Source organism: Klebsiella sp. R390 (genome assembly GCF_051131745.1).
GTDB lineage: Bacteria > Pseudomonadota > Gammaproteobacteria > Enterobacterales > Enterobacteriaceae > Klebsiella.
In genome coordinates, this window is record NZ_CP180445.1 from 2,493,496 (window position 1) to 2,511,439 (window position 17,944).

Genomic DNA, 17,944 nt, shown 5'->3' on the forward strand with positions numbered 1-17,944 from the left:
TATCAGGCGAGGTAGAGATTGCGCAGGTAGTGCGGCACCGCGTCGTCGGCGTTGCTGCCGATCACTTCCAGCTCCGGATGCAGGTCTTTCAGCCGCTGGTGCGCATTCATCATGATGCAGCCTTTGCCAGCCATCGACAGCATTTCCGCATCGTTCATGCCATCGCCAAAGGCGATGCAGTCTTTCAGACGATAGCCGAGCATTTTGGCGACCGCTTCCAGCGCATGCCCCTTAGACACACCGCCGGCCATCACTTCCAGACAGGTCAGGGTCGAGAAGCTGACGTTGACGCGATCGCCCCATCGCGCGTTGATCGCCTGCTCCAGCGGCAGCAGGTGCTCGTGATCTTCGCAGGTGAAGAACACTTTGCTGATCCCCTGCGGATCGAGTTCGCCCGCTTCATAGAGCTTGTAGTTGAAGACCGCTTCTTTGAAAAAGCGCATCTCTTCCGGACGATGGCGGTTCATATACCACTCATCTTCACGGTAGACGTTGGTCACTACTTTCGGGTCGTTACGCATCATCTCAAACAGATCGGCCGCGATATCGCGATCGAGGTTATGCGCAAAGATCTGCTGCCCGTCGCTATCGTGCACGCGCGCGCCGTTGGAGGTGATCATGTAGGATTTAATACCGAGATTATCGCGAATCTGCCCGACATCGATGTAATGGCGACCGGTAGCGAAGACAAAATTGATACCGCGCGCGGTCAACAGCTGCAGCGTCTCTTTTGCGTAGGGGGTTAAGTAGTGATCGGGAGAAAGCAGCGTGCCATCTAAGTCAGATGCAACAACCTGGTACATAAAAATTTTAACCTCTAAGCAGGGCGACGAGCATTTCGCCGGATTAAGAGCCTGACCTGGCAGACTCTAATTGTGTCGACTGAAAAAATCGACGATGGCATTCAGCGCGACTGAGCGCATGGCGTCCTTTTCAAAAAGGATCTCATGGTATGCCCCTTCTATGACAAGTGGCTTATTACCTTCGCAGGGATGACCTGCTGCGGCACGACGTTCGCAATAGCGCTCGTGCATGCGGTTATCGACAACCCGTTCTTCTTCAGCCTGCAATAACAATGTCGGGGTGGCGTCTTTCTCAACGCCCGCCAGCGCTTCTTCGCCGGCCAGCACGCCCTCACGTACCCAGTGGTAGGTTGGCCCACCGACGCGCAGCTGCGGTTCATCAGCATAAAATCGCAGGTTACGCTGATAGCGTTGACGGCTGTGCGTCAGCACGTTGACGGAGAAGGGCAATGCCCGCCAGCGGCCGGTACCGAGCGCGTACTCTTCCCGAATGCGCTGATGGCCCTCAGCCCAGTCGAGAATATGCCGCACCATCCAGTCAGGGAAACGCATGACAATACCAAACATCGGGGCACACAGCGCAATCGCGTCGCAATGCGGCTGATGACGCTGCAAAAATAACGTGGCGATCGCGCCCCCCATCGAATGGCCGAGTATAAACCGTTTTCGCCAGTGACCGGGAGCGACTTCCTGCTGCCAGAGCGCAGCCAGATCGTCGACATAATCGCTAAAGCGCACCACGTGGCCGCGATGGCTGTCGTTGAGGATGCGTCCGGAACGTCCCTGACCGCGATGATCGATAATCATCACGTCAAAGCCGCTGTGGAACAGGTCATAAGCCAGTTCAGCGTATTTTACGTAGCTTTCAATACGCCCCGGGCAAATCACCACCACCCGATCGTTATCTTTGGCACAAAAGCGCACGAAGCGAACCGGGACATCATCTACGCCCCTGAATTCCGCTTCTTCCCGCTGACGCCAGAAATCGGTGAGTGGCCCCATCGTAAAAGCCGCAAACGCGTTTTCTCGCGTGTCCCACTCCTTTTGCTGCTTGAACATCGGGTTTACACCCCTGTTAACCACTGAAAATCGTTTTTTTATCGCGCATCAGACAATGCTTACACAATAGCGTATTGTGGCATAAAAACAGACAATCAGGGAGTTTCTCATGACGTTCGAGTGGTGGTTCGCCTATCTGCTGACATCTATCATTCTCAGCCTGTCACCGGGATCCGGGGCGATTAATACCATGACCACCTCAATCAACCATGGCTACCGTGGCGCGGCCGCCTCCATTGCCGGTTTGCAGGCCGGGCTGGCCATTCATATCGTACTGGTCGGGATTGGGCTGGGAACGCTGTTTTCCCGTTCGGTTCTGGCCTTTGAAGTGCTGAAATGGGCCGGGGCAGCCTATCTTATCTGGCTGGGTATTCAGCAGTGGCGGGCAGCAGGTTCGCTCAACCTCAACACCCTGGCGAAAGCACAAACACGCGGGAAACTGTTCCAGCGCGCGGTGTTCGTCAACCTCACCAACCCGAAAAGCATTGTCTTCCTGGCCGCGCTGTTCCCTCAGTTCATCACGCCGGATCAGCCCCAGCTCATGCAGTATCTGGTGCTGGGCGTCACGACCATCGTGGTGGATATCATCGTCATGATTGGCTACGCGACGCTGGCACAGCGGATTGCGGCATGGATTAAAGGTCCAAAACAGATGAAGGCCTTGAACAAGGTGTTCGGATCGTTATTTATGCTGGTGGGGGCGTTGCTGGCTTCCGCACGCCATGCCTGAGAAGTACGTCCCGGTTTGCCTGATGCAAACCGGGAAAGTCTGCACTTAACGTGAAATGATCAGATGAATACCGAAACCGGCAAACAGCGTACCGGCAATACCGTCGATCCATTTCGCCATTCGCTGATAACCACGACGCATGGTCGGTAACGCAAACAGGCTGGCGACGACGGTGAACCAGGCCAGGGTTTCAAGGACGATCAGCAGAAAAATGCCCCAGCGCTCGCCCGCGCCAACATCATCCCCGACAAACAGCGAGAACACGGAACCGAAGTAAATGATCGCCTTCGGGTTGGCGAGATTGGTCAGCAGCCCTTTCAGAAAGCTGCGCCCGCTGCGGGCCAGTTCAACCTGCGGTTCCGCCGCCGTGACGTCGCTTTTCTTCAGCGCACCACGCAGCATCTGATACCCCATCCAGCACAGATACAGGCCGCCGCCGACCATAATAATGGTGTGCAGCCAGGCCATTTTTTCGATAATCAGGTGCAGGCCAAGCAGCGCCACGCCCGCCCAGACCATGACGCCCACGGTAATGCCCAGCACGCCCATCATCGCCTCTTTACGAGAGCGGCTGACGGCGGTCTGCGAAACAAAGAAAAAGTCCGGACCTGGACTCATCAGCGCAATGATATGCACCAGCGCGACGGTGAGGAAAAGCATCAGCATGATTGAACCCTAATCTATCGGCAATTTTACTAGCAGGAATATAGTGAAGACCGAAACTATCCTGACACTTTTTTGTCCGGCTGACTACTCATCTTCACCATCGACATGGGCGCGGATCAGCGCCATAAACTCTTTACCGAAACGCTCCAGCTTCCGCGTACCCACGCCGTTGACGCTCAGCATCTCACCTGCGGTGATCGGCGATTGCTCGGCCATTTCAATCAGCGTCGCGTCGTTAAACACGACGTATGGCGGAATATTCTCTTCGTCGGCAATGGCCTTGCGTAACTTGCGCAGCTTGGCGAACAGCTTGCGATCGTAGTTGCCGCCGAAGGTTTTTTGCATTGCCTTCGGTTTGAGCGCCACGATACGCGGAACGGCAAGCTGCAGCGGCACCTCGCCACGCAGTACCGGGCGGGCCGCTTCGGTCAGCTGTAGCGCCGAATGCTGGGCGATATTTTGCGTCACCAGACCGAGATGAATCAGCTGGCGAATCACGCTCACCCAATGCTCGTGACTCTGATCGCGACCAATGCCGTATACCGGCAGCTTGTCATGGGCCATCTCGCGGATGCGCTGATTATTGGCCCCGCGCAGCACCTCAACCACATAGCCCATCCCGAAGCGCTGATTCACGCGGTAAATGGTCGACAGCGCCTTACGCGCGTCCATTAGGCCATCATACTGTTTCGGCGGGTCGAGGCAGATATCACAGTTACCGCACGGCTCCTGACGCCCCTCGCCAAAATAGTTCAGCAGCACCAGACGGCGGCAGGTTTGTGCTTCGGCAAATGCGCCCATCGCGTTGAGCTTATGCCGTTCAATATCCTGCAGCTGCCCGGCGGGTTTCTCCTCCAGGCAGCGGCGTAACCATGCCATATCGGCCGGATCGTAAAACAGCATTGCTTCCGCCGGCAGGCCATCACGCCCTGCGCGCCCGGTTTCCTGGTAATAGGACTCAATATTGCGGGGAATGTCGAAGTGCACCACGAAGCGGACGTTGGGTTTGTTGATCCCCATGCCGAAGGCAACGGTCGCGACGACAATTTGCAGGTCGTCGCGCTGGAATTTTTCCTGCACGTCCGCCCGAATGTCGTTTTCCAGCCCGGCATGGTAGGCCGCCGCGCTGATACCCCGGCTTTGCAGACGGGCGGCGGTATCTTCCACTTTCGAACGGCTGTTGCAGTAGATGATGCCCGATTTGCCACGCTGGTCCTGCACGTAGCGCATCAGCTGATCGAGCGGTTTAAACTTCTCCATCAGCATATAGCGGATGTTGGGGCGATCGAAGCTGCTGACCTGAATCAGCGGGTCGTTCAGCCCCAGCAGGCGTACAATATCGCGGCGGGTGGTGTCATCGGCGGTCGCCGTCAACGCCATAAACGGGATCTGCGGCATGCGCTGACGCAGCTGGCCCAGCGCGGCATACTCCGGGCGGAAGTCATGCCCCCACTGGGAAATACAGTGGGCTTCATCCACCGCCAGCATCGCCAGGTTCCAGTGGCTGAGATGCTCGAGGAAGTTATCCAGCATCAATCGCTCAGGGGCGATATACAACAGGCGGATCTGGCCGTTGCGACAGCCCGCCATCACGTCCTGCTGCTGTTCGCGGCTCTGCGTCGAGTTCAAACAGGCGGCGGCCACACCGTTCGCCAGCAGCTGATCGACCTGATCTTTCATCAGCGAGATCAGCGGCGATACCACCACCGTCAGGCCACCCAGTACCAGTGCAGGCACCTGATAGCACAGCGATTTACCGCCACCGGTGGGCATGACAACCAGGCAGTCACGCCCGCCCAGCGCCGTATCAATAATGGTTTCCTGGCCAGGGCGAAACTGCTGGTAGCCGAAGGTTTCCTGTAAAACCTGCTTTGCCAGCACTGTTTGATTCAATACTTCCGCCTGCGCCACGTTGACCCCATCTGCCTGAAAAGAAAACAGGCGCTATTTTCAGCGCCCATGAGCCAGAGTGCAACGATTAAAACAGATCGTTGAGCGTCACACCGACGCCAACACGCGTCTGGTTAAAATTATAGTCAATGAGCGATTCGCCATAACCGCTGTAGACCTGGGTGTAGAAACGCACGTGGCGGGTGATCGGATAGCTCACGCCCAGCTCGGCGCCACCGTAACCGGTGTTCCAGTTATATTGCCCCTGGGCGCTCAGAATCGCGTCGCCGAGCTGGTAGCCAACCTTCAGGCGGTAATAGCCCATATATTTGGTGATATCCGGGTTATCGTTGGTGCTGCCGACGACGTACCAAGGCTTCACCTCCACCAGCCAGTTACCGTTTTGCGCCATCAGGCGAGCATACAGGCGGTTCCAGCTGCGAGAGGTCGGGTCAGAACGGCCATTCGAGTCATGGTTGTAACCCATTTCGATATCACGCAACGTCCAGCCCGCCAGCTGGTAATCCGTCGCAAAGCCCAGGAACAGCTGCGGTTCGTAGTTAGTTTCACGAAACGGCGCCGACTCCTTGCTGTTAGAGAGCTGCCACCAGGATTTCTGCGTATAGGAGGCCCCCAGCAGCGAGTTTTCGCCGAGGATCCCGCGCCACAGCGGGAAGGCCAGGCTGAGCTGGAATTTCACTTCATCTTTGCGGGCGTTCTCCGCCCAGTCATAGCTGGAGATCGCTTCCTTGTTGATATCGCTGCTCCACGTATAGAGCAGATAGTTGCTCTCATAGGGATACAATAAGAAAGGGTTGTCGTGGTCCTGCAACAGGTTGGCGATAATACTACCGCGCACCGCTGGTGTATCGTGAACGGGACGACTAACCGGCGCGTCCTGCGCCAAAACGCCTGCCGGAAGCGCACCCAGCGCCAGCAGCCAGGCCAAAGAGATACGCATTGCTGTTCTCCTGATTGAGTGATTTTTATTTCTGTTTTACCCCGAACCCATTCTACCTGTTTATGGCTGCCCTGCCTGGTTATCCGTTCTGAAAGTGGTAATCACCGTTTTAGAAGCATAAAATCAACATCTCATTAACGAATGGATATCATCGTCATGTCTGAACTTACTGCCGAAGCCGCCCTTAAGCTGGTAGGCGAAATTTTTGTCGACCACATGCCTTTCAACCGCGCCTTAGGCCTGAAGTTAGAGCGTTACGAAAAAGAGTTTGCTCAGCTGAGCTTTAAAAACCAGCCAATGATGGTGGGCAACTGGGCGCAAAGCATTTTGCACGGCGGCGTTATCGCCTCGGCGCTGGACGTCGCTGCCGGGCTGGTATGTGTGGGCAGTACTCTGACCCGACACGACACGATTAACGAAGAAGAGTTACGCCAGCGCCTGTCGCGTATGGGCACCATCGACCTGCGCGTTGACTATCTGCGTCCCGGACGCGGCGAGCACTTTACCGCCACCAGCAGCCTGCTGCGCGCCGGCAACAAAGTCGCGGTGGCCCGGGTAGAGCTGCACAACGAAGAGCAGGTTTATATCGCCAGCGCCACGGCAACGTATATGGTGGGTTGAGCGCGCTAAATAAAGTAACATCGTTGTTTTGGCGTAACGGATTCTACTGATGGATGCAAAACAAACGCGGCTGGGGATTATTCTGGCTCTTGCCGCCTATTTTATCTGGGGCATCGCACCAGCCTATTTCAAACTTATCTACTATGTTCCCGCCGATGAAATCCTGACCCATCGCGTGATCTGGTCGTTCTTTTTCATGCTGGCGTTGATCAGCCTCAGCCACCAGTGGCCGCAGGTGAAGAAACTGCTGCATACGCCGCGGAAGGTGTTTCTGCTGGCGCTGTCGGCGGTGCTGATTGGCGGCAACTGGCTGCTCTTCATCTGGGCGGTGAATAACCACCATATGCTGGAGGCCAGCCTGGGCTACTTTATTAACCCGCTGGTGAATATTGTGCTGGGGATGATCTTCCTCGGCGAGCGCTTCCGCCGGATGCAGTGGCTGGCGGTCCTGCTGGCGCTTTGCGGCGTGCTGGTCCAGCTGTGGACCTTTGGTTCGCTGCCGATTATCGGCCTGGGGCTGGCTTTTAGCTTCGCCTTTTACGGGCTGCTGCGTAAAAAGATCGCCGTCGACGCGCAAACCGGCATGCTGGTTGAAACTCTGTGGCTGTTACCGGTGGCGGCGCTGTATCTGTTTGCTATCGCCGATAGCCCAACCAGCCATATGGGGCAAAACCCGTGGTCACTGAATCTGCTGCTGATGGCGGCCGGGGTTGTTACCACCATTCCGCTGCTGTGCTTTACCGGCGCCGCCACCCGCCTGCGGCTCTCTACGCTGGGCTTCTTCCAGTATATTGGTCCGACGCTGATGTTCCTGCTGGCAGTGGTGTTTTACGGGGAAGTGCCGGGGGCCGATAAGATGGTGACCTTCGCCTTTATCTGGATTGCGCTGGCGGTGTTTATCGTCGATGCGCTGTATACCCAGCGCCGCTTACGCAAGGGATAATCGTATGATGCCCGGGCAGCGGCGCTGCCGCTATCCGGGCCTCTGACAATCTACAGCCAGTTTTTACGTTTGAAATAGAGATACGGCGCCAGGCCGGCGAGCATCATAAAGACAATGGCGCCCGGGTAACCGAAGCTCCAGTGCAGCTCCGGCATAAACTCGAAGTTCATCCCGTAGCTGGAGGCCACCAGCGTTGGCGGCAGGAAGACCACCGAGACCACCGAGAAGATCTTGATGATGCGGTTCTGCTCGATGTTGATAAAGCCCATCGCCGCCTGCATCAGGAAGTTGACCTTCTGGAACAGCGATTCGTTGTGCGGCAGCAGGGATTCGATATCGCGCAGGATCTCACGCGCCTGCTCCAGCTGCCCCGCCGGCAAACGTGCCTTACGCACCAGGAAGTTCAGCGCTCGCTGGGTATCCATCAGACACAAGCGAACCTTCCAGCCGATATCCTCTTGTTCCGCCAACGTCGAAAGCGCATCGTCATACTCATCACCCTGACGGCCTTCCATAATCACGCGGCTGAGTTTTTCCAGGTCGCTATAGATGTTTTCGATTTCATCCGCCAGCTGTTCGATTTTGGTTTCGAACAGATCCAGCAGCAGCTCATAGGCGTTGCCATCAACCATTAGCTGGTTACGCACGCGCATGCGATAGAGACGAAACGCGGGGAGTTCACGCTCGCGCAGGGTAAACAGACGCCCTTCACGAATCGTAAACGCCACGGTGGAGTTACCGGCGTGGTCTTCGGCATCTTCAAAAAAGAAGAATGAGTGAATGTGCAAACCGTCTTCGTCTTCGAAGAAACGCGCCGATGCTTCGATGTCTTCCAGCTCCGGGCGGGTTGCCAGGTTCTGACCCAATTCCGTCTGTACGCGGCTTCGTTCATCGTCGTCTGGCTCCACCAGATCGACCCACACCGAACTGGCGAGATGCTTTATTTCATCCGCTTCCAGGCGTGTTAAACGATTATTTTCCAGTTGAAATGCGCTCAGCATGACCGGGACTCCCAATGCAAAAAAATTATCGGACAGTTCGGTGGGCACACAGAAACAATTTGGGTTTCAGACCATTAAGCCTGACTCAGAGCGACGGGTATGACGGGTCGCTGACAACCGCTAAGGCTATCAGCATAAGAGGATAGCCTTAGGAGTTGTTCCTGACGGACAGGAAGTTGAGCCAGCATCTACTGGGTGTGTCCAAGGCGAATGTCCTCTTAGCGTAATCGTGCGCGCATGTTACGCCAGCGCAAAAACGGCGTCAACACGCAACGGAACGCTAAAGAGCAAATCCTGCCCTTTAGCATATAAGGCTAGCAGATAATTACAAAAAAACGATATTTTTCTTAATGTTACACTGTTTCCAGCCGTGCATAAGCTGCCACCAGCCATTTGATACCTTGCCCCTGGAACGCCACTTGCAAACGACTGTGTTCGCCGCTCCCTTCCAGATTGACGATGGTACCTTCGCCGAACTTAGGATGACGAACCCGCTGGCCCAGCTTGTAGCCGGTATCGTTTTCCGCCATTGGCGTTCCCATGCGTTGATGACTGACCGGACGGCTCACCGTCGCGCGCAGACGCACCTCTTCCACGCAGGCTTCCGGCAGCTCGCCAATAAAACGCGACGGACGATGGTAGACCTCTTTGCCGTACAGCCGACGGGTTTCCGCGTAGGTCAGGGTCAGCTTCTGCATCGCCCGCGTCACGCCAACGTAGGCCAGGCGACGTTCTTCTTCCAATCTGCCGCCTTCATCCAGCGACATCTGGCTCGGGAACATCCCCTCTTCCACACCGACGATAAATACCTGCGGGAATTCCAGACCTTTCGCCGAGTGCAGGGTCATCAGCTGTACCGCGTCCTGCCAGGTATCCGCCTGCCCTTCACCCGCTTCCAGCGCGGCGTGGGAAAGAAATGCCTGCAGCGGCATTAAATCTTCGTCTTCGTCGTTGTAGCTGAACTGGCGCGTTGCCGTCACCAGTTCCTCTAAGTTTTCAATACGGGTCTGGCCCTTCTCGCCTTTCTCCTGCTCGTACATGATCCGCAGGCCGGAATCCTTAATCACCCGGTCGGTCTGGACATGCAGCGGCATATCCGCGGTTTCCTGCGCCAGGGCATCAATCAGCTCCATAAAGCGCTGTAACGCGCTGGCGGCACGACCGGCCAGGGCTTTATCTTTCAGCAGTTCACGACATGCCTGCCATAACGTGAGCTGGCGATCGCGCGAGGTCTGACGCACGACGTCGAGCGTACGATCGCCGATGCCGCGCGTCGGGGTGTTCACCACACGCTCAAAGGCCGCGTCGTCGTTGCGGTTGGCGATCAGGCGCAGATACGACAGCGCATCTTTAATTTCCTGACGTTCGAAGAAGCGCATACCGCCGTAGATCCGGTACGGCATGCTGGCCTGTAACAGTGCCTCTTCCAGCAAGCGCGACTGGGCGTTGCTGCGATACAAGATCGCGCACTGCTCCAGCGCCCCGCCGTTCTCCTGCCAGGTCTTAATGCGGTTAACGACAAAGCGCGCCTCATCCAGATCGTTGAAGGCACAATAGAGCGAGATCGGTTCGCCATCGGCGCCGTCGGTCCACAGTTTTTTGCCCAGACGCCCGCTGTTGTTTTCAATCAGGGCGTTCGCCGCGCTCAGGATGTTGCTGGTCGAACGGTAGTTCTGCTCCAGGCGGATGGTTTCTGCACCGGGGAAGTCGTTAAGGAAGCGCTGGATGTTCTCTACCTGAGCGCCACGCCAGCCGTAGATCGACTGGTCGTCATCGCCAACAATCATCACCTTACCGCTGTCGCCCGCCAGCAGGCGAATCCAGGCGTACTGGATGTTGTTGGTATCCTGAAACTCATCGACGAGAATATTGGTGAAGCGCTCACGGTAGTGCTGGAGAATATGCGGTTTGTTGAGCCACAGCTCGTGCGCACGCAGCAGCAGTTCGGCAAAATCCACCAGACCGGCGCGATCGCAGGCTTCCTGATAGGCCTGATAGACCTTCTGCCAGGTTTGCTCAACCGGGTTACCGTAGCTTTGAATATGATGCGGGCGTAGCCCTTCGTCTTTCTGGCCGTTGATGTACCACATTGCCTGACGCGGCGGCCACTGCTTCTCGTCGAGGTTCATGGCTTTAATCAGACGTTTCAGCAAACGCAGCTGATCTTCGCTATCGAGGATCTGAAAATCCTGCGGCAGGTTAGCATCCAGATGGTGAGCCCGCAGCAGCCGGTGGGCCAGTCCGTGGAACGTGCCGACCCACATACCGCCCTGGCTGGTTCCCATCAGTTGGCTGATACGATGACGCATCTCTGCTGCCGCTTTGTTGGTAAAGGTCACCGCCATAATCGAATAGGGCGAACAGTTTTCCACGCTCAGCAGCCAGGCGATACGATGTACCAGGACACGCGTCTTACCGCTGCCCGCTCCAGCCAGAACCAGCATATTGGTACGCGAAGCGGCAACGGCTTCGCGCTGTTTGTCATTAAGGCTGTCGAGCAGGTAAGAAACGTCCATTGGCACCGCCGGAAAAGAGCTGCCCGGTCACGCAAGGTCTACCGGGCATACTGTTAATATATACAGAACTAGTGGTGATTATATCAGCGAGGTCAGAGATGCCAACTGCGAAATTTCAATGTGCGGCAGCAGGCGGCTGTCGCTGGCGCGCATCAGGTCGGCCCCCTGCGGTTTGATCCAGCAGGCCTGCATACCGCAGCGGATCGCTCCGGCGACGTCGGTCGTCAGGTCATCCCCCACGTGCAGTATCTGGCCGAGCGGCAGCTCCAGGCGTTCGGCCGCCAGATGATACATATCGGCAAAGGGTTTCGAGCGTCCGTCCGGGCCGGCACGCAGCACAAAACGAAAATAGTCATTCAGCCCAAAGCGCTCCGGCTGCGCGTTGCCGTTCGTCACCGCCACCAGCGGCCATTTTTTTGCCAGTGCGGCCAGCGTATCGTGAGTTTCCTGCGGGACGTCAATCAGGCTGCGCCAGTGGGCAAAATTGGCCATCGCCGCCTCTGCGCCTTCGGCAGCCTGTCCGGGGGAAAGCCCGGCATTTGTCATCCCCAGCACCAGCGCACGGCGGCGCCATTCGGTCACGTCGTGGTATATCTCCGGCTCCGTTTCCAGCAGCGTTTCGCGCAGTTGGTGTAGCTCGTGAACGTCGAAGTGGCTCAGCGCCGGATGGTATTGCCGCACGAAGGCCAGCGATTCATGCAACGTACGGTCGATGACCGGGCGGTTGTCGTAAAGGGTATCGTCCAGGTCAAACGTCAAAGCAGAAATCTGGCCCAGAGGTCGGTAAAAGCGCATTATTTCCCCCGTTTGGCGCGCGGATGCGCCGCATCATACACCGAGGCAAGGTGTTGAAAATCAAGATGGGTATAGATTTGAGTGGTGGACAAATTGGCGTGGCCAAGCAGCTCCTGTACGCCACGCAGATCGCCGCTCGATTCGAGCATATGCGTCGCAAAAGAGTGACGTAATTTGTGTGGATTCACGTGGCTGTTCAGCCCCTGCTTAATGCCCCATTCGGCAAAACGCTTCTGCACGTTTCGCGCGGAAATACGTTTCCCTAATTTGGATAAAAACAGCGCGTCGTCATCGGTACCAAACAGCCCGCGGAGATCGAGCCAGTGCTCAATCCACACCACCGCGCTGCGGCCAATCGGCAGACGGCGCTCTTTGCTGCCTTTCCCCATTACCCACACCTCACCGGACTCCAGATCGAGGTGTTTGATATCGAGATTGACCAGCTCGGAGAGACGCAGGCCCGCGCCGTACATGACTTCCAGCATTGCCCGGTCGCGTACCGCCAGCGGATCGTTGAGATCGATATCCAGCAGTCGGTTCACGTCATCGACGTCGATATTTTTCGGCAAGTGACGGGGGATTTTCGGGGCGGATATGCCTTTCGCCGGGTTCGCCGTCAGCTCGCCCTGCGCGACCAGCCAGTCAAAGAAGCTGCGCAACGCGGAAAGTCGCAGCGCAAGGCTGGCGGGCCCCAGGCCCTGCTTGCGGCTGCGCACCGCCAGACCACGAACCTGAGCGGCATCGCACTGCTGCCAGCTTTTCAGTCCTGCCGGTTCAGCCAGCGCCATCAGCGCCTCGAGCTGGCGCCGGTAGTTCAGCAGCGTAATCGGGCTGAGCTGACGCTCGACGCCCAGATAACGCAGAAAACGTTCAACGGCGGTGAATAACGGGGAGTCGGTCATGCGCGTTCAACCCAGCGCTCCAACAGACCCGGCAGCATTAACGCGATCTCCTGCAGCAGCTGCGTACCCTGACCAGGCTGGTAATGCTGAGCGTCGCGGCTGCTGAACAGCATCACGCCAGGGGCATCATCGCCGCCGAGCAGCGACATCGCGACCGAGCCGATGGCTTTCGCTTCCGGCAGTACCACCAGCAGCTCCGGCCCATGCAGCGGCCCGAGGTAATGGCGAGCCTGGCCAAGACGCTGAATGCGGATGGGCTCAAACGCCTGCCGGTTCAGCGCCAGATGAGTGAATTTCGATGGTGCGCCAAGCCGCCAGCTGTCGGGAAACAGACGCACCGTCGCCCCCGCCAGCCCGATTTCACGGGCCCAGCGGTGAAAGCGGTTTAGCATCTCATCGAGGCTTTCTGCCGCCGCCAGCCGCGTCTGCAGATGCAGCAGGCGCTGAAACAGGCTTTCATTCGCCGTCGCCTGCTCCATCAGCAGCATCATGTTCTCTTCCAGCACGTTGATATGATTACGTGCCCGCACCATATGCCATTCCACCAGCGAAATGGTGCCGCGCACCGGATGCGGCACACGCATGTGCTCCACGAGAGCGGCATTGCGAATAAAGAATTCAGGATGTTGCAACAGATAGTCCACCACCGCGCGATCGTCCAGCGCGCCGGTGATTTCCTGCTGTTCTTCCCCGACTTGTTTCATAAGTGAATAAATCCGTCGTAGACATGTGCCGCCGGGCCAGTCATAAACAACGGTTGGCCCGGGCCTTTCCAGGCGATATCAAGACGCCCGCCTGGCAATTCCACGCGTACTTCTTCGGCCAGCAATCCTTGTTGGATGCCCACCGCGACCGCCGCACAGGCGCCGCTGCCGCAGGCCTGGGTTTCACCCGCGCCGCGTTCATATACCCGCAGACGGATGCGATTTCGCTCGACGACCTGCATAAAGCCGATATTCGCCCGTTCCGGGAAGCGTTCGTGGCTTTCCATTACCGGGCCCAGCGTTTCTACCGCCGCGGTTTCTACATCATCGACCTGGATGACACAGTGCGGGTTGCCCATCGAGACGACGCCGCACAATACTGTCTGTTCCGCCGCGCGCATGATATAGGTCTTTTCCGCTTTGTTGGCACGGAAAGGCACCTGAGAGGGCTCGAAGTTTGGCTCGCCCATATTCACCCGCACCAGATCGTCTTCCGTTACGCTTAATACCATACGGCCGTTCGCCGTGCTCACGCGGATGTCACGTTTATTGGTCAGGCCTTTCAGGCGTACAAAACGGGCAAAGCAGCGTGCGCCGTTGCCGCACTGCGAGACTTCACTGCCGTCGGCGTTGAAGATGCGATAGTGGAAATCCAGATCAGGATCGTAAGGTGGTTCAACCACCAGCAGCTGATCGAAACCGACGCCCAGATGACGATCCGCCAGGCGGCGAATCAGCTCCGGTGAGAAAAAAACATTCTGCGTTACCGCGTCAACGACCATAAAGTCGTTGCCAAGGCCATGCATTTTAGAGAACTGCATCATCTACTCCAGTTGCGCGGAACAGAACGTTATCGTTAATAGTTTATCTGGGTCGGGCCGCCGCTATCACCGCGATCGTTACGATCTGGCGTCGAGCTCTGGATCCCGCTATCGACCGGTTTGGTCGGCGGTTCAGCCGTCTTTTCTGCCGGAGGGAAGTACAACGGCCCCTTCAGACCACAGCCGGTCAGGCTAAAGACCGCCAATAAAACGGCAAGCGCTGGAAAAACGTTTTTCATTGATAGTTGCCCGTGATTCACTCTTTCTGCTTTCTATCATCGCAGGAGAAGACGTAAAAGCAAGCGTTTAGCATCCGACTGCGCGCGCTTTTGTTTCGCGCTATACTGCCGGCATCTTCAAAAAAGCAGGGTAGAACGATGAACGACAGTGAATTCCATCGCCTGGCTGACAGCCTGTGGATGACCATCGAAGAGCGTCTGGACGACCGGGACGGCGATAGCGATATCGACTGTGAAATTAACGGCGGCGTACTGACCCTCAGTTTTGAAAACGGCAGCAAAATCATTATCAACCGTCAGGAGCCGCTGCATCAGGTGTGGCTGGCTACGAAACAGGGCGGCTATCATTTTGATTTAAAAGGTGATGAGTGGGTTTGCGATCGCAGCGGGGAAACGTTCTGGGATCTGCTGGAGCAGGCGGCCACACAGCAGGCAGGCGAAGACGTCAGCTTCCGTTAAGGTGATTCCCGGATAGCGACGCGTCGCGCGTTATCCGGGTGACCGGTACTCAGGAGACGTTCTCAGGAATAGTGCTGCTGCAGCATCGGTGAGACGGCAGTATCCTGGTTCACCGGCGTCGCAGTGGTGCCGATCGCCTGGCTCCGGAAAGGAATCACCTGCGGTCTGCCGTCTACGTCAACAATCTGATAGAACTGCGGCAGGTTGAAGTTGATAAAACTGGAGCCGTAGGTAAAACGGTCATGGGATGACGAGTAGAAACGGCTCACGTCACGCACCAGCTCCTCTTTGCTGCCTTCGCAGTGGTGATACACCTCAGCGCGGTTGCTCTCATCGAGAATATAGATGTTAAACCCGCTGTCGTTATCGGCATCTTCGAAGAAGAACTGAATAATCCCTTCACTGGCAAACCCGTCCACCACCTGCGGCAGTTTAACGTGGTTGGTTTCCACCTGAACCGACAGGCCATGCAGTTTGTTATGCGAGATCGCGCCGTAGAATTCGATAGCGTTCTCCAGCTTCTGCACCGAAACGTTCAGCCGCTCGAAGAACAGGCCCCAGGTCTGCCCGGACACGCGCAGCGCCTTAAAGCGGCCGGTATCCTGGCGAGTACTCGAAAGACGCAGTTCAATACACTCAGAGACCATCTGCTGCACGCGGGTACGGATTAAGCCGCGCAGGTGCTGGCTGTAGCAGAAGACTTCAACGCTGTCCGGCGGCGCAGCGTCCTGGTGCATCTTGCCCAGAATGGTTTTCAGCGCTTCGATCATCGCCTGCTCGCCGTTAAAGTGCAGGGTTCGCACTTCGTTCCACGAGTTACGATACAGCAGGTCGACGCTGCCAATTAAACACTTCTGCTCTTCACCGAAGCTAAAGACATCCAGCTTACGGAAGTCAAAATGCACCACCTGATTGCGAAACGCCGCGGTCGGGTCATATTCGAGGTTAACGATAATGGCCAGGTGGCGAATTTCGCACGGACTGTACAGCGCTTTTGGCGTTGGCGACGGCAGACGCAGCGGGAAGTGATGCGACACATCGGCCACCATCTCCTGCAGTTTTGCCAGATCAACGATACCGTTGCCCTTGATAAACAGGCGAGTACGTGACGTCAGCAGACCATTAAACCAGGCCCATGCCACCAGCTTATTAAGATAACGGTTATATTCCAGCGGCTGATGGCTGATGATCGATTCCATATCCGGCGCGCGGTTATAGACATACCAGCCGGTGCGGTTGGCACGGCCAGGCGGCACGTGGATAAAGGTCAGATTCGGCTCGGAGAGATCCGGTGAAATTTGCGGGTTCACCAGCGTCACTTTCCCCGGCAGCGCTTCAAAAGCCGCATACAGCTTACGGGTCAGAACGCCGATATCCTGCGGACTGGCGGACACGCTCAGATTATTGCGGCGCGCAAAGCGGATCAGGTTACGATAGCTTTGCATCATCGCATCCAGCAGCTCGTTGTGCGCTTTGCGGACTTCGTCGATCTTCCAGTTTGCCCGGTTGTCCAGCATCATCAGACGCTTTTCATCCCAGCCCCACTCTTTGACCAGATGGCTGACGACTTCACGACGCCAGCCCACGCAGGCGCGCTCGCGACTGAGTTTTTCACAGACTTTCAGGTAGAAGCAACGGCGCACCAGATCGAGACGAGTGTCATCTTCGATCGCCTGCAGATAGGCGGTAACGCGCTCCAGCATCATGCAGTAAGGGTCGAGGCCAAACGAGACAATTTCACCGTCATGCAGACGCTGTTTAATGTCTTTTGCCAGCAGCCGGTTATTCGGGTATTCCCAGGAGTACGCTTCCAGCAGCAGGGTTTTCAGCACCGCCTTGTAGGGCGAGTCGATACTTTTATACAGCTGCCACAGGCTGGCGCCGAAGTACTCTTCCGCCGACAACGAGCTCAGGCCGCCGAGATCCAGCCATTCGTTTGGCGTCAGTACGCCCTGGGCATACAGGCTCATGACGTAATCGTCGTAGTGATCTTCTTCTTCGCACGGCACCATATTCCACAGAATACGTTTCCCGGCGAGGCGCACCGCGGTGCGGTAGAACTCATCGAGCAGCAAAATATGCTGCGTGGAGCCGCAGTCTTCGCCGCCCAGGCTGCCGCTTTCATTGTGGCGGAAACGGTTTTCGTCAATCAGGAAGAAGCTAACTTCAACGCCCAGCGATGCCGCCCAGCTTTCAAGCAGGCTGCATTTACGTTGTAACAGCTGGCGTTCTTCGGTATCGAGCCATGCCTGATGGCACACCCAGATATCGAGGTCGGAGGAACAGCTTTGCCCTACAGAGGAAGTACTACCCATCGAGTACAGGCCGGTAATCGGCAGCTCGCCTTTCGGCGGCTCCTGCGTCAGCAGGCCCCGGTGGAGTTCCAGTTCATCAAGGTAGTGGCGTTGGGTTTCATCAGGCGTGTAGAGGCAAATGCCACGGGGAACGTTACCGTCGAGGTAACCCGGCATCAACGGGTGATGATAATGTAATAATGTCGGCAGTAGACTGTAAACCTGCTGGAAAGCGGGTCCCATGGCAGCAAGCGCGCGATCTACGCGCAGTTGGTTGATGGCATCCAGTCTCTGTTTCAGTGTCTCAATATAGAGGTACAAGACATATCGCCTGATGTTCAAAAAACCGTCGTACAATAGTACGGAGGATTTCAGTATTTCAACAAAAACCGTCACCATTCGTCGTCGGTGTGGTTGTGATGAACTGCTGACGGACAAATGGTTTAAAACGTGATCAATCTAACACCTTGCTGATTGACCGTAAAGAAAGATGCGCTACATACAAGTGTAGCACCGTTTACTGTGTGTAAATTCATCACT

The 17,944-nt window shown here is 56.6% G+C and carries 18 protein-coding genes; 4 read left to right on the forward strand and 14 right to left on the reverse strand.

What is annotated here, in order from left to right; genetic code table 11:
* Positions 1-2: 2 nt before the first annotated feature.
* Both yigL and pldB read right to left on the reverse strand, forming a co-directional pair.
* Positions 3-803 carry a sugar/pyridoxal phosphate phosphatase YigL gene (yigL, locus tag ACMYSP_RS11575; protein WP_434586882.1) on the reverse strand — a complete coding sequence of 267 codons (801 nt, stop codon included), beginning with the start codon at positions 801-803 and terminating at the stop codon, positions 3-5.
* Positions 804-869: 66 nt separating this feature from the next.
* A complete protein-coding gene (pldB, locus tag ACMYSP_RS11580; protein ID WP_434586883.1) occupies positions 870-1,862 on the reverse strand; it encodes a lysophospholipase L2 in 993 nt (330 codons plus the stop codon).
* A 109-nt stretch (positions 1,863-1,971) separates the two neighbouring features.
* Here pldB and rhtB point away from each other — a divergent pair, with 109 nt between their 5' ends.
* Positions 1,972-2,592 carry a homoserine/homoserine lactone efflux protein gene (gene rhtB, locus ACMYSP_RS11585; protein ID WP_434586884.1) on the forward strand — a complete coding sequence of 207 codons (621 nt, stop codon included), beginning with the start codon at positions 1,972-1,974 and terminating at the stop codon, positions 2,590-2,592.
* Positions 2,593-2,637: 45 nt separating this feature from the next.
* Here the strand turns inward: rhtB and rhtC are convergent, their stop codons facing one another.
* The 3 genes from rhtC to pldA all read right to left on the reverse strand — a co-directional run bounded on the left by rhtC (position 2,638) and on the right by pldA (position 6,109).
* Complete coding sequence (gene rhtC, locus ACMYSP_RS11590; protein ID WP_123758102.1) at positions 2,638-3,258, reverse strand: threonine export protein RhtC; 621 nt, start codon at positions 3,256-3,258, stop codon at positions 2,638-2,640.
* Between the two features lie 84 nt (positions 3,259-3,342).
* Entirely contained in the window at positions 3,343-5,169 is a 1,827-nt protein-coding gene (gene recQ / locus ACMYSP_RS11595) for an ATP-dependent DNA helicase RecQ (protein ID WP_434586885.1), read from the reverse strand.
* Positions 5,170-5,236: 67 nt separating this feature from the next.
* Positions 5,237-6,109, reverse strand: a complete 873-nt coding sequence (gene pldA, locus ACMYSP_RS11600) for a phospholipase A (RefSeq protein WP_434586886.1) — start codon at positions 6,107-6,109, stop codon at positions 5,237-5,239.
* A 156-nt stretch (positions 6,110-6,265) separates the two neighbouring features.
* On the opposite strand from pldA, the gene yigI reads away from it, so the two are divergent.
* A complete protein-coding gene (yigI, locus tag ACMYSP_RS11605; RefSeq protein ID WP_154145220.1) occupies positions 6,266-6,730 on the forward strand; it encodes an acyl-CoA thioesterase YigI in 465 nt (154 codons plus the stop codon).
* A 49-nt stretch (positions 6,731-6,779) separates the two neighbouring features.
* A complete protein-coding gene (rarD, locus tag ACMYSP_RS11610) occupies positions 6,780-7,673 on the forward strand; it encodes an EamA family transporter RarD (protein ID WP_434586887.1) in 894 nt (297 codons plus the stop codon).
* Between the two features lie 50 nt (positions 7,674-7,723).
* Here the strand turns inward: rarD and corA are convergent, their stop codons facing one another.
* The 8 genes from corA to lptM form a co-directional block, all read right to left on the reverse strand.
* Complete coding sequence (gene corA / locus ACMYSP_RS11615) at positions 7,724-8,674, reverse strand: magnesium/cobalt transporter CorA (protein WP_123758105.1); 951 nt, start codon at positions 8,672-8,674, stop codon at positions 7,724-7,726.
* 148 nt (positions 8,675-8,822) lie between these two features.
* A complete protein-coding gene (gene ysgD, locus ACMYSP_RS11620; protein ID WP_350028775.1) occupies positions 8,823-8,879 on the reverse strand; it encodes a YsgD/CorL family protein in 57 nt (18 codons plus the stop codon).
* A 148-nt stretch (positions 8,880-9,027) separates the two neighbouring features.
* A complete protein-coding gene (uvrD, locus tag ACMYSP_RS11625) occupies positions 9,028-11,190 on the reverse strand; it encodes a DNA helicase II (RefSeq protein WP_434586888.1) in 2,163 nt (720 codons plus the stop codon).
* Between the two features lie 78 nt (positions 11,191-11,268).
* Positions 11,269-11,985, reverse strand: a complete 717-nt coding sequence (yigB, locus tag ACMYSP_RS11630; RefSeq protein ID WP_434586890.1) for a 5-amino-6-(5-phospho-D-ribitylamino)uracil phosphatase YigB — start codon at positions 11,983-11,985, stop codon at positions 11,269-11,271.
* Complete coding sequence (xerC, locus tag ACMYSP_RS11635) at positions 11,985-12,887, reverse strand: tyrosine recombinase XerC (protein WP_434586891.1); 903 nt, start codon at positions 12,885-12,887, stop codon at positions 11,985-11,987. The genes yigB and xerC overlap by 1 nt, the downstream gene beginning before the upstream one ends.
* Positions 12,884-13,591 (reverse strand): DUF484 domain-containing protein, encoded by a 708-nt coding sequence (locus ACMYSP_RS11640; protein WP_434586892.1) that lies wholly within the window; start codon positions 13,589-13,591, stop codon positions 12,884-12,886. The genes xerC and ACMYSP_RS11640 overlap by 4 nt, the downstream gene beginning before the upstream one ends.
* Positions 13,588-14,412, reverse strand: coding sequence for a diaminopimelate epimerase (dapF, locus tag ACMYSP_RS11645; RefSeq protein ID WP_174510377.1), 825 nt, complete (start codon positions 14,410-14,412; stop codon positions 13,588-13,590). The genes ACMYSP_RS11640 and dapF overlap by 4 nt, the downstream gene beginning before the upstream one ends.
* A gap of 35 nt (positions 14,413-14,447) precedes the next feature.
* Positions 14,448-14,651, reverse strand: coding sequence for an LPS translocon maturation chaperone LptM (gene lptM / locus ACMYSP_RS11650; protein WP_434586893.1), 204 nt, complete (start codon positions 14,649-14,651; stop codon positions 14,448-14,450).
* Positions 14,652-14,789: 138 nt separating this feature from the next.
* Here lptM and cyaY point away from each other — a divergent pair, with 138 nt between their 5' ends.
* Positions 14,790-15,110: an iron donor protein CyaY gene (gene cyaY, locus ACMYSP_RS11655; protein ID WP_434586894.1), complete on the forward strand. Its 321-nt coding sequence runs from the start codon at positions 14,790-14,792 to the stop codon at positions 15,108-15,110.
* 62 nt (positions 15,111-15,172) lie between these two features.
* Here the strand turns inward: cyaY and cyaA are convergent, their stop codons facing one another.
* Positions 15,173-17,725 carry a class I adenylate cyclase gene (cyaA, locus tag ACMYSP_RS11660; RefSeq protein WP_434586895.1) on the reverse strand — a complete coding sequence of 851 codons (2,553 nt, stop codon included), beginning with the start codon at positions 17,723-17,725 and terminating at the stop codon, positions 15,173-15,175.
* Positions 17,726-17,944: the final 219 nt, after the last annotated feature.

Excerpts from the sequence above, each read along its gene's own strand:
- yigL (WP_434586882.1), bottom strand. The coding sequence starts at position 803 with ATGTACCAGGTTGTTGCATCTGACTTAGATGGCACGCTGCTTTCTCCC.
- pldB (WP_434586883.1), bottom strand. The coding sequence starts at position 1,862 with ATGTTCAAGCAGCAAAAGGAGTGGGACACGCGAGAAAACGCGTTTGCG.
- rhtB (WP_434586884.1), top strand. The coding sequence starts at position 1,972 with ATGACGTTCGAGTGGTGGTTCGCCTATCTGCTGACATCTATCATTCTC.
- rhtC (WP_123758102.1), bottom strand. The coding sequence starts at position 3,258 with ATGCTGATGCTTTTCCTCACCGTCGCGCTGGTGCATATCATTGCGCTG.
- pldA (WP_434586886.1), bottom strand. The coding sequence starts at position 6,109 with ATGCGTATCTCTTTGGCCTGGCTGCTGGCGCTGGGTGCGCTTCCGGCA.
- yigI (WP_154145220.1), top strand. The coding sequence starts at position 6,266 with ATGTCTGAACTTACTGCCGAAGCCGCCCTTAAGCTGGTAGGCGAAATT.
- rarD (WP_434586887.1), top strand. The coding sequence starts at position 6,780 with ATGGATGCAAAACAAACGCGGCTGGGGATTATTCTGGCTCTTGCCGCC.
- corA (WP_123758105.1), bottom strand. The coding sequence starts at position 8,674 with ATGCTGAGCGCATTTCAACTGGAAAATAATCGTTTAACACGCCTGGAA.
- uvrD (WP_434586888.1), bottom strand. The coding sequence starts at position 11,190 with ATGGACGTTTCTTACCTGCTCGACAGCCTTAATGACAAACAGCGCGAA.
- yigB (WP_434586890.1), bottom strand. The coding sequence starts at position 11,985 with ATGCGCTTTTACCGACCTCTGGGCCAGATTTCTGCTTTGACGTTTGAC.
- xerC (WP_434586891.1), bottom strand. The coding sequence starts at position 12,887 with ATGACCGACTCCCCGTTATTCACCGCCGTTGAACGTTTTCTGCGTTAT.
- ACMYSP_RS11640 (WP_434586892.1), bottom strand. The coding sequence starts at position 13,591 with ATGAAACAAGTCGGGGAAGAACAGCAGGAAATCACCGGCGCGCTGGAC.
- dapF (WP_174510377.1), bottom strand. The coding sequence starts at position 14,412 with ATGCAGTTCTCTAAAATGCATGGCCTTGGCAACGACTTTATGGTCGTT.
- lptM (WP_434586893.1), bottom strand. The coding sequence starts at position 14,651 with ATGAAAAACGTTTTTCCAGCGCTTGCCGTTTTATTGGCGGTCTTTAGC.
- cyaY (WP_434586894.1), top strand. The coding sequence starts at position 14,790 with ATGAACGACAGTGAATTCCATCGCCTGGCTGACAGCCTGTGGATGACC.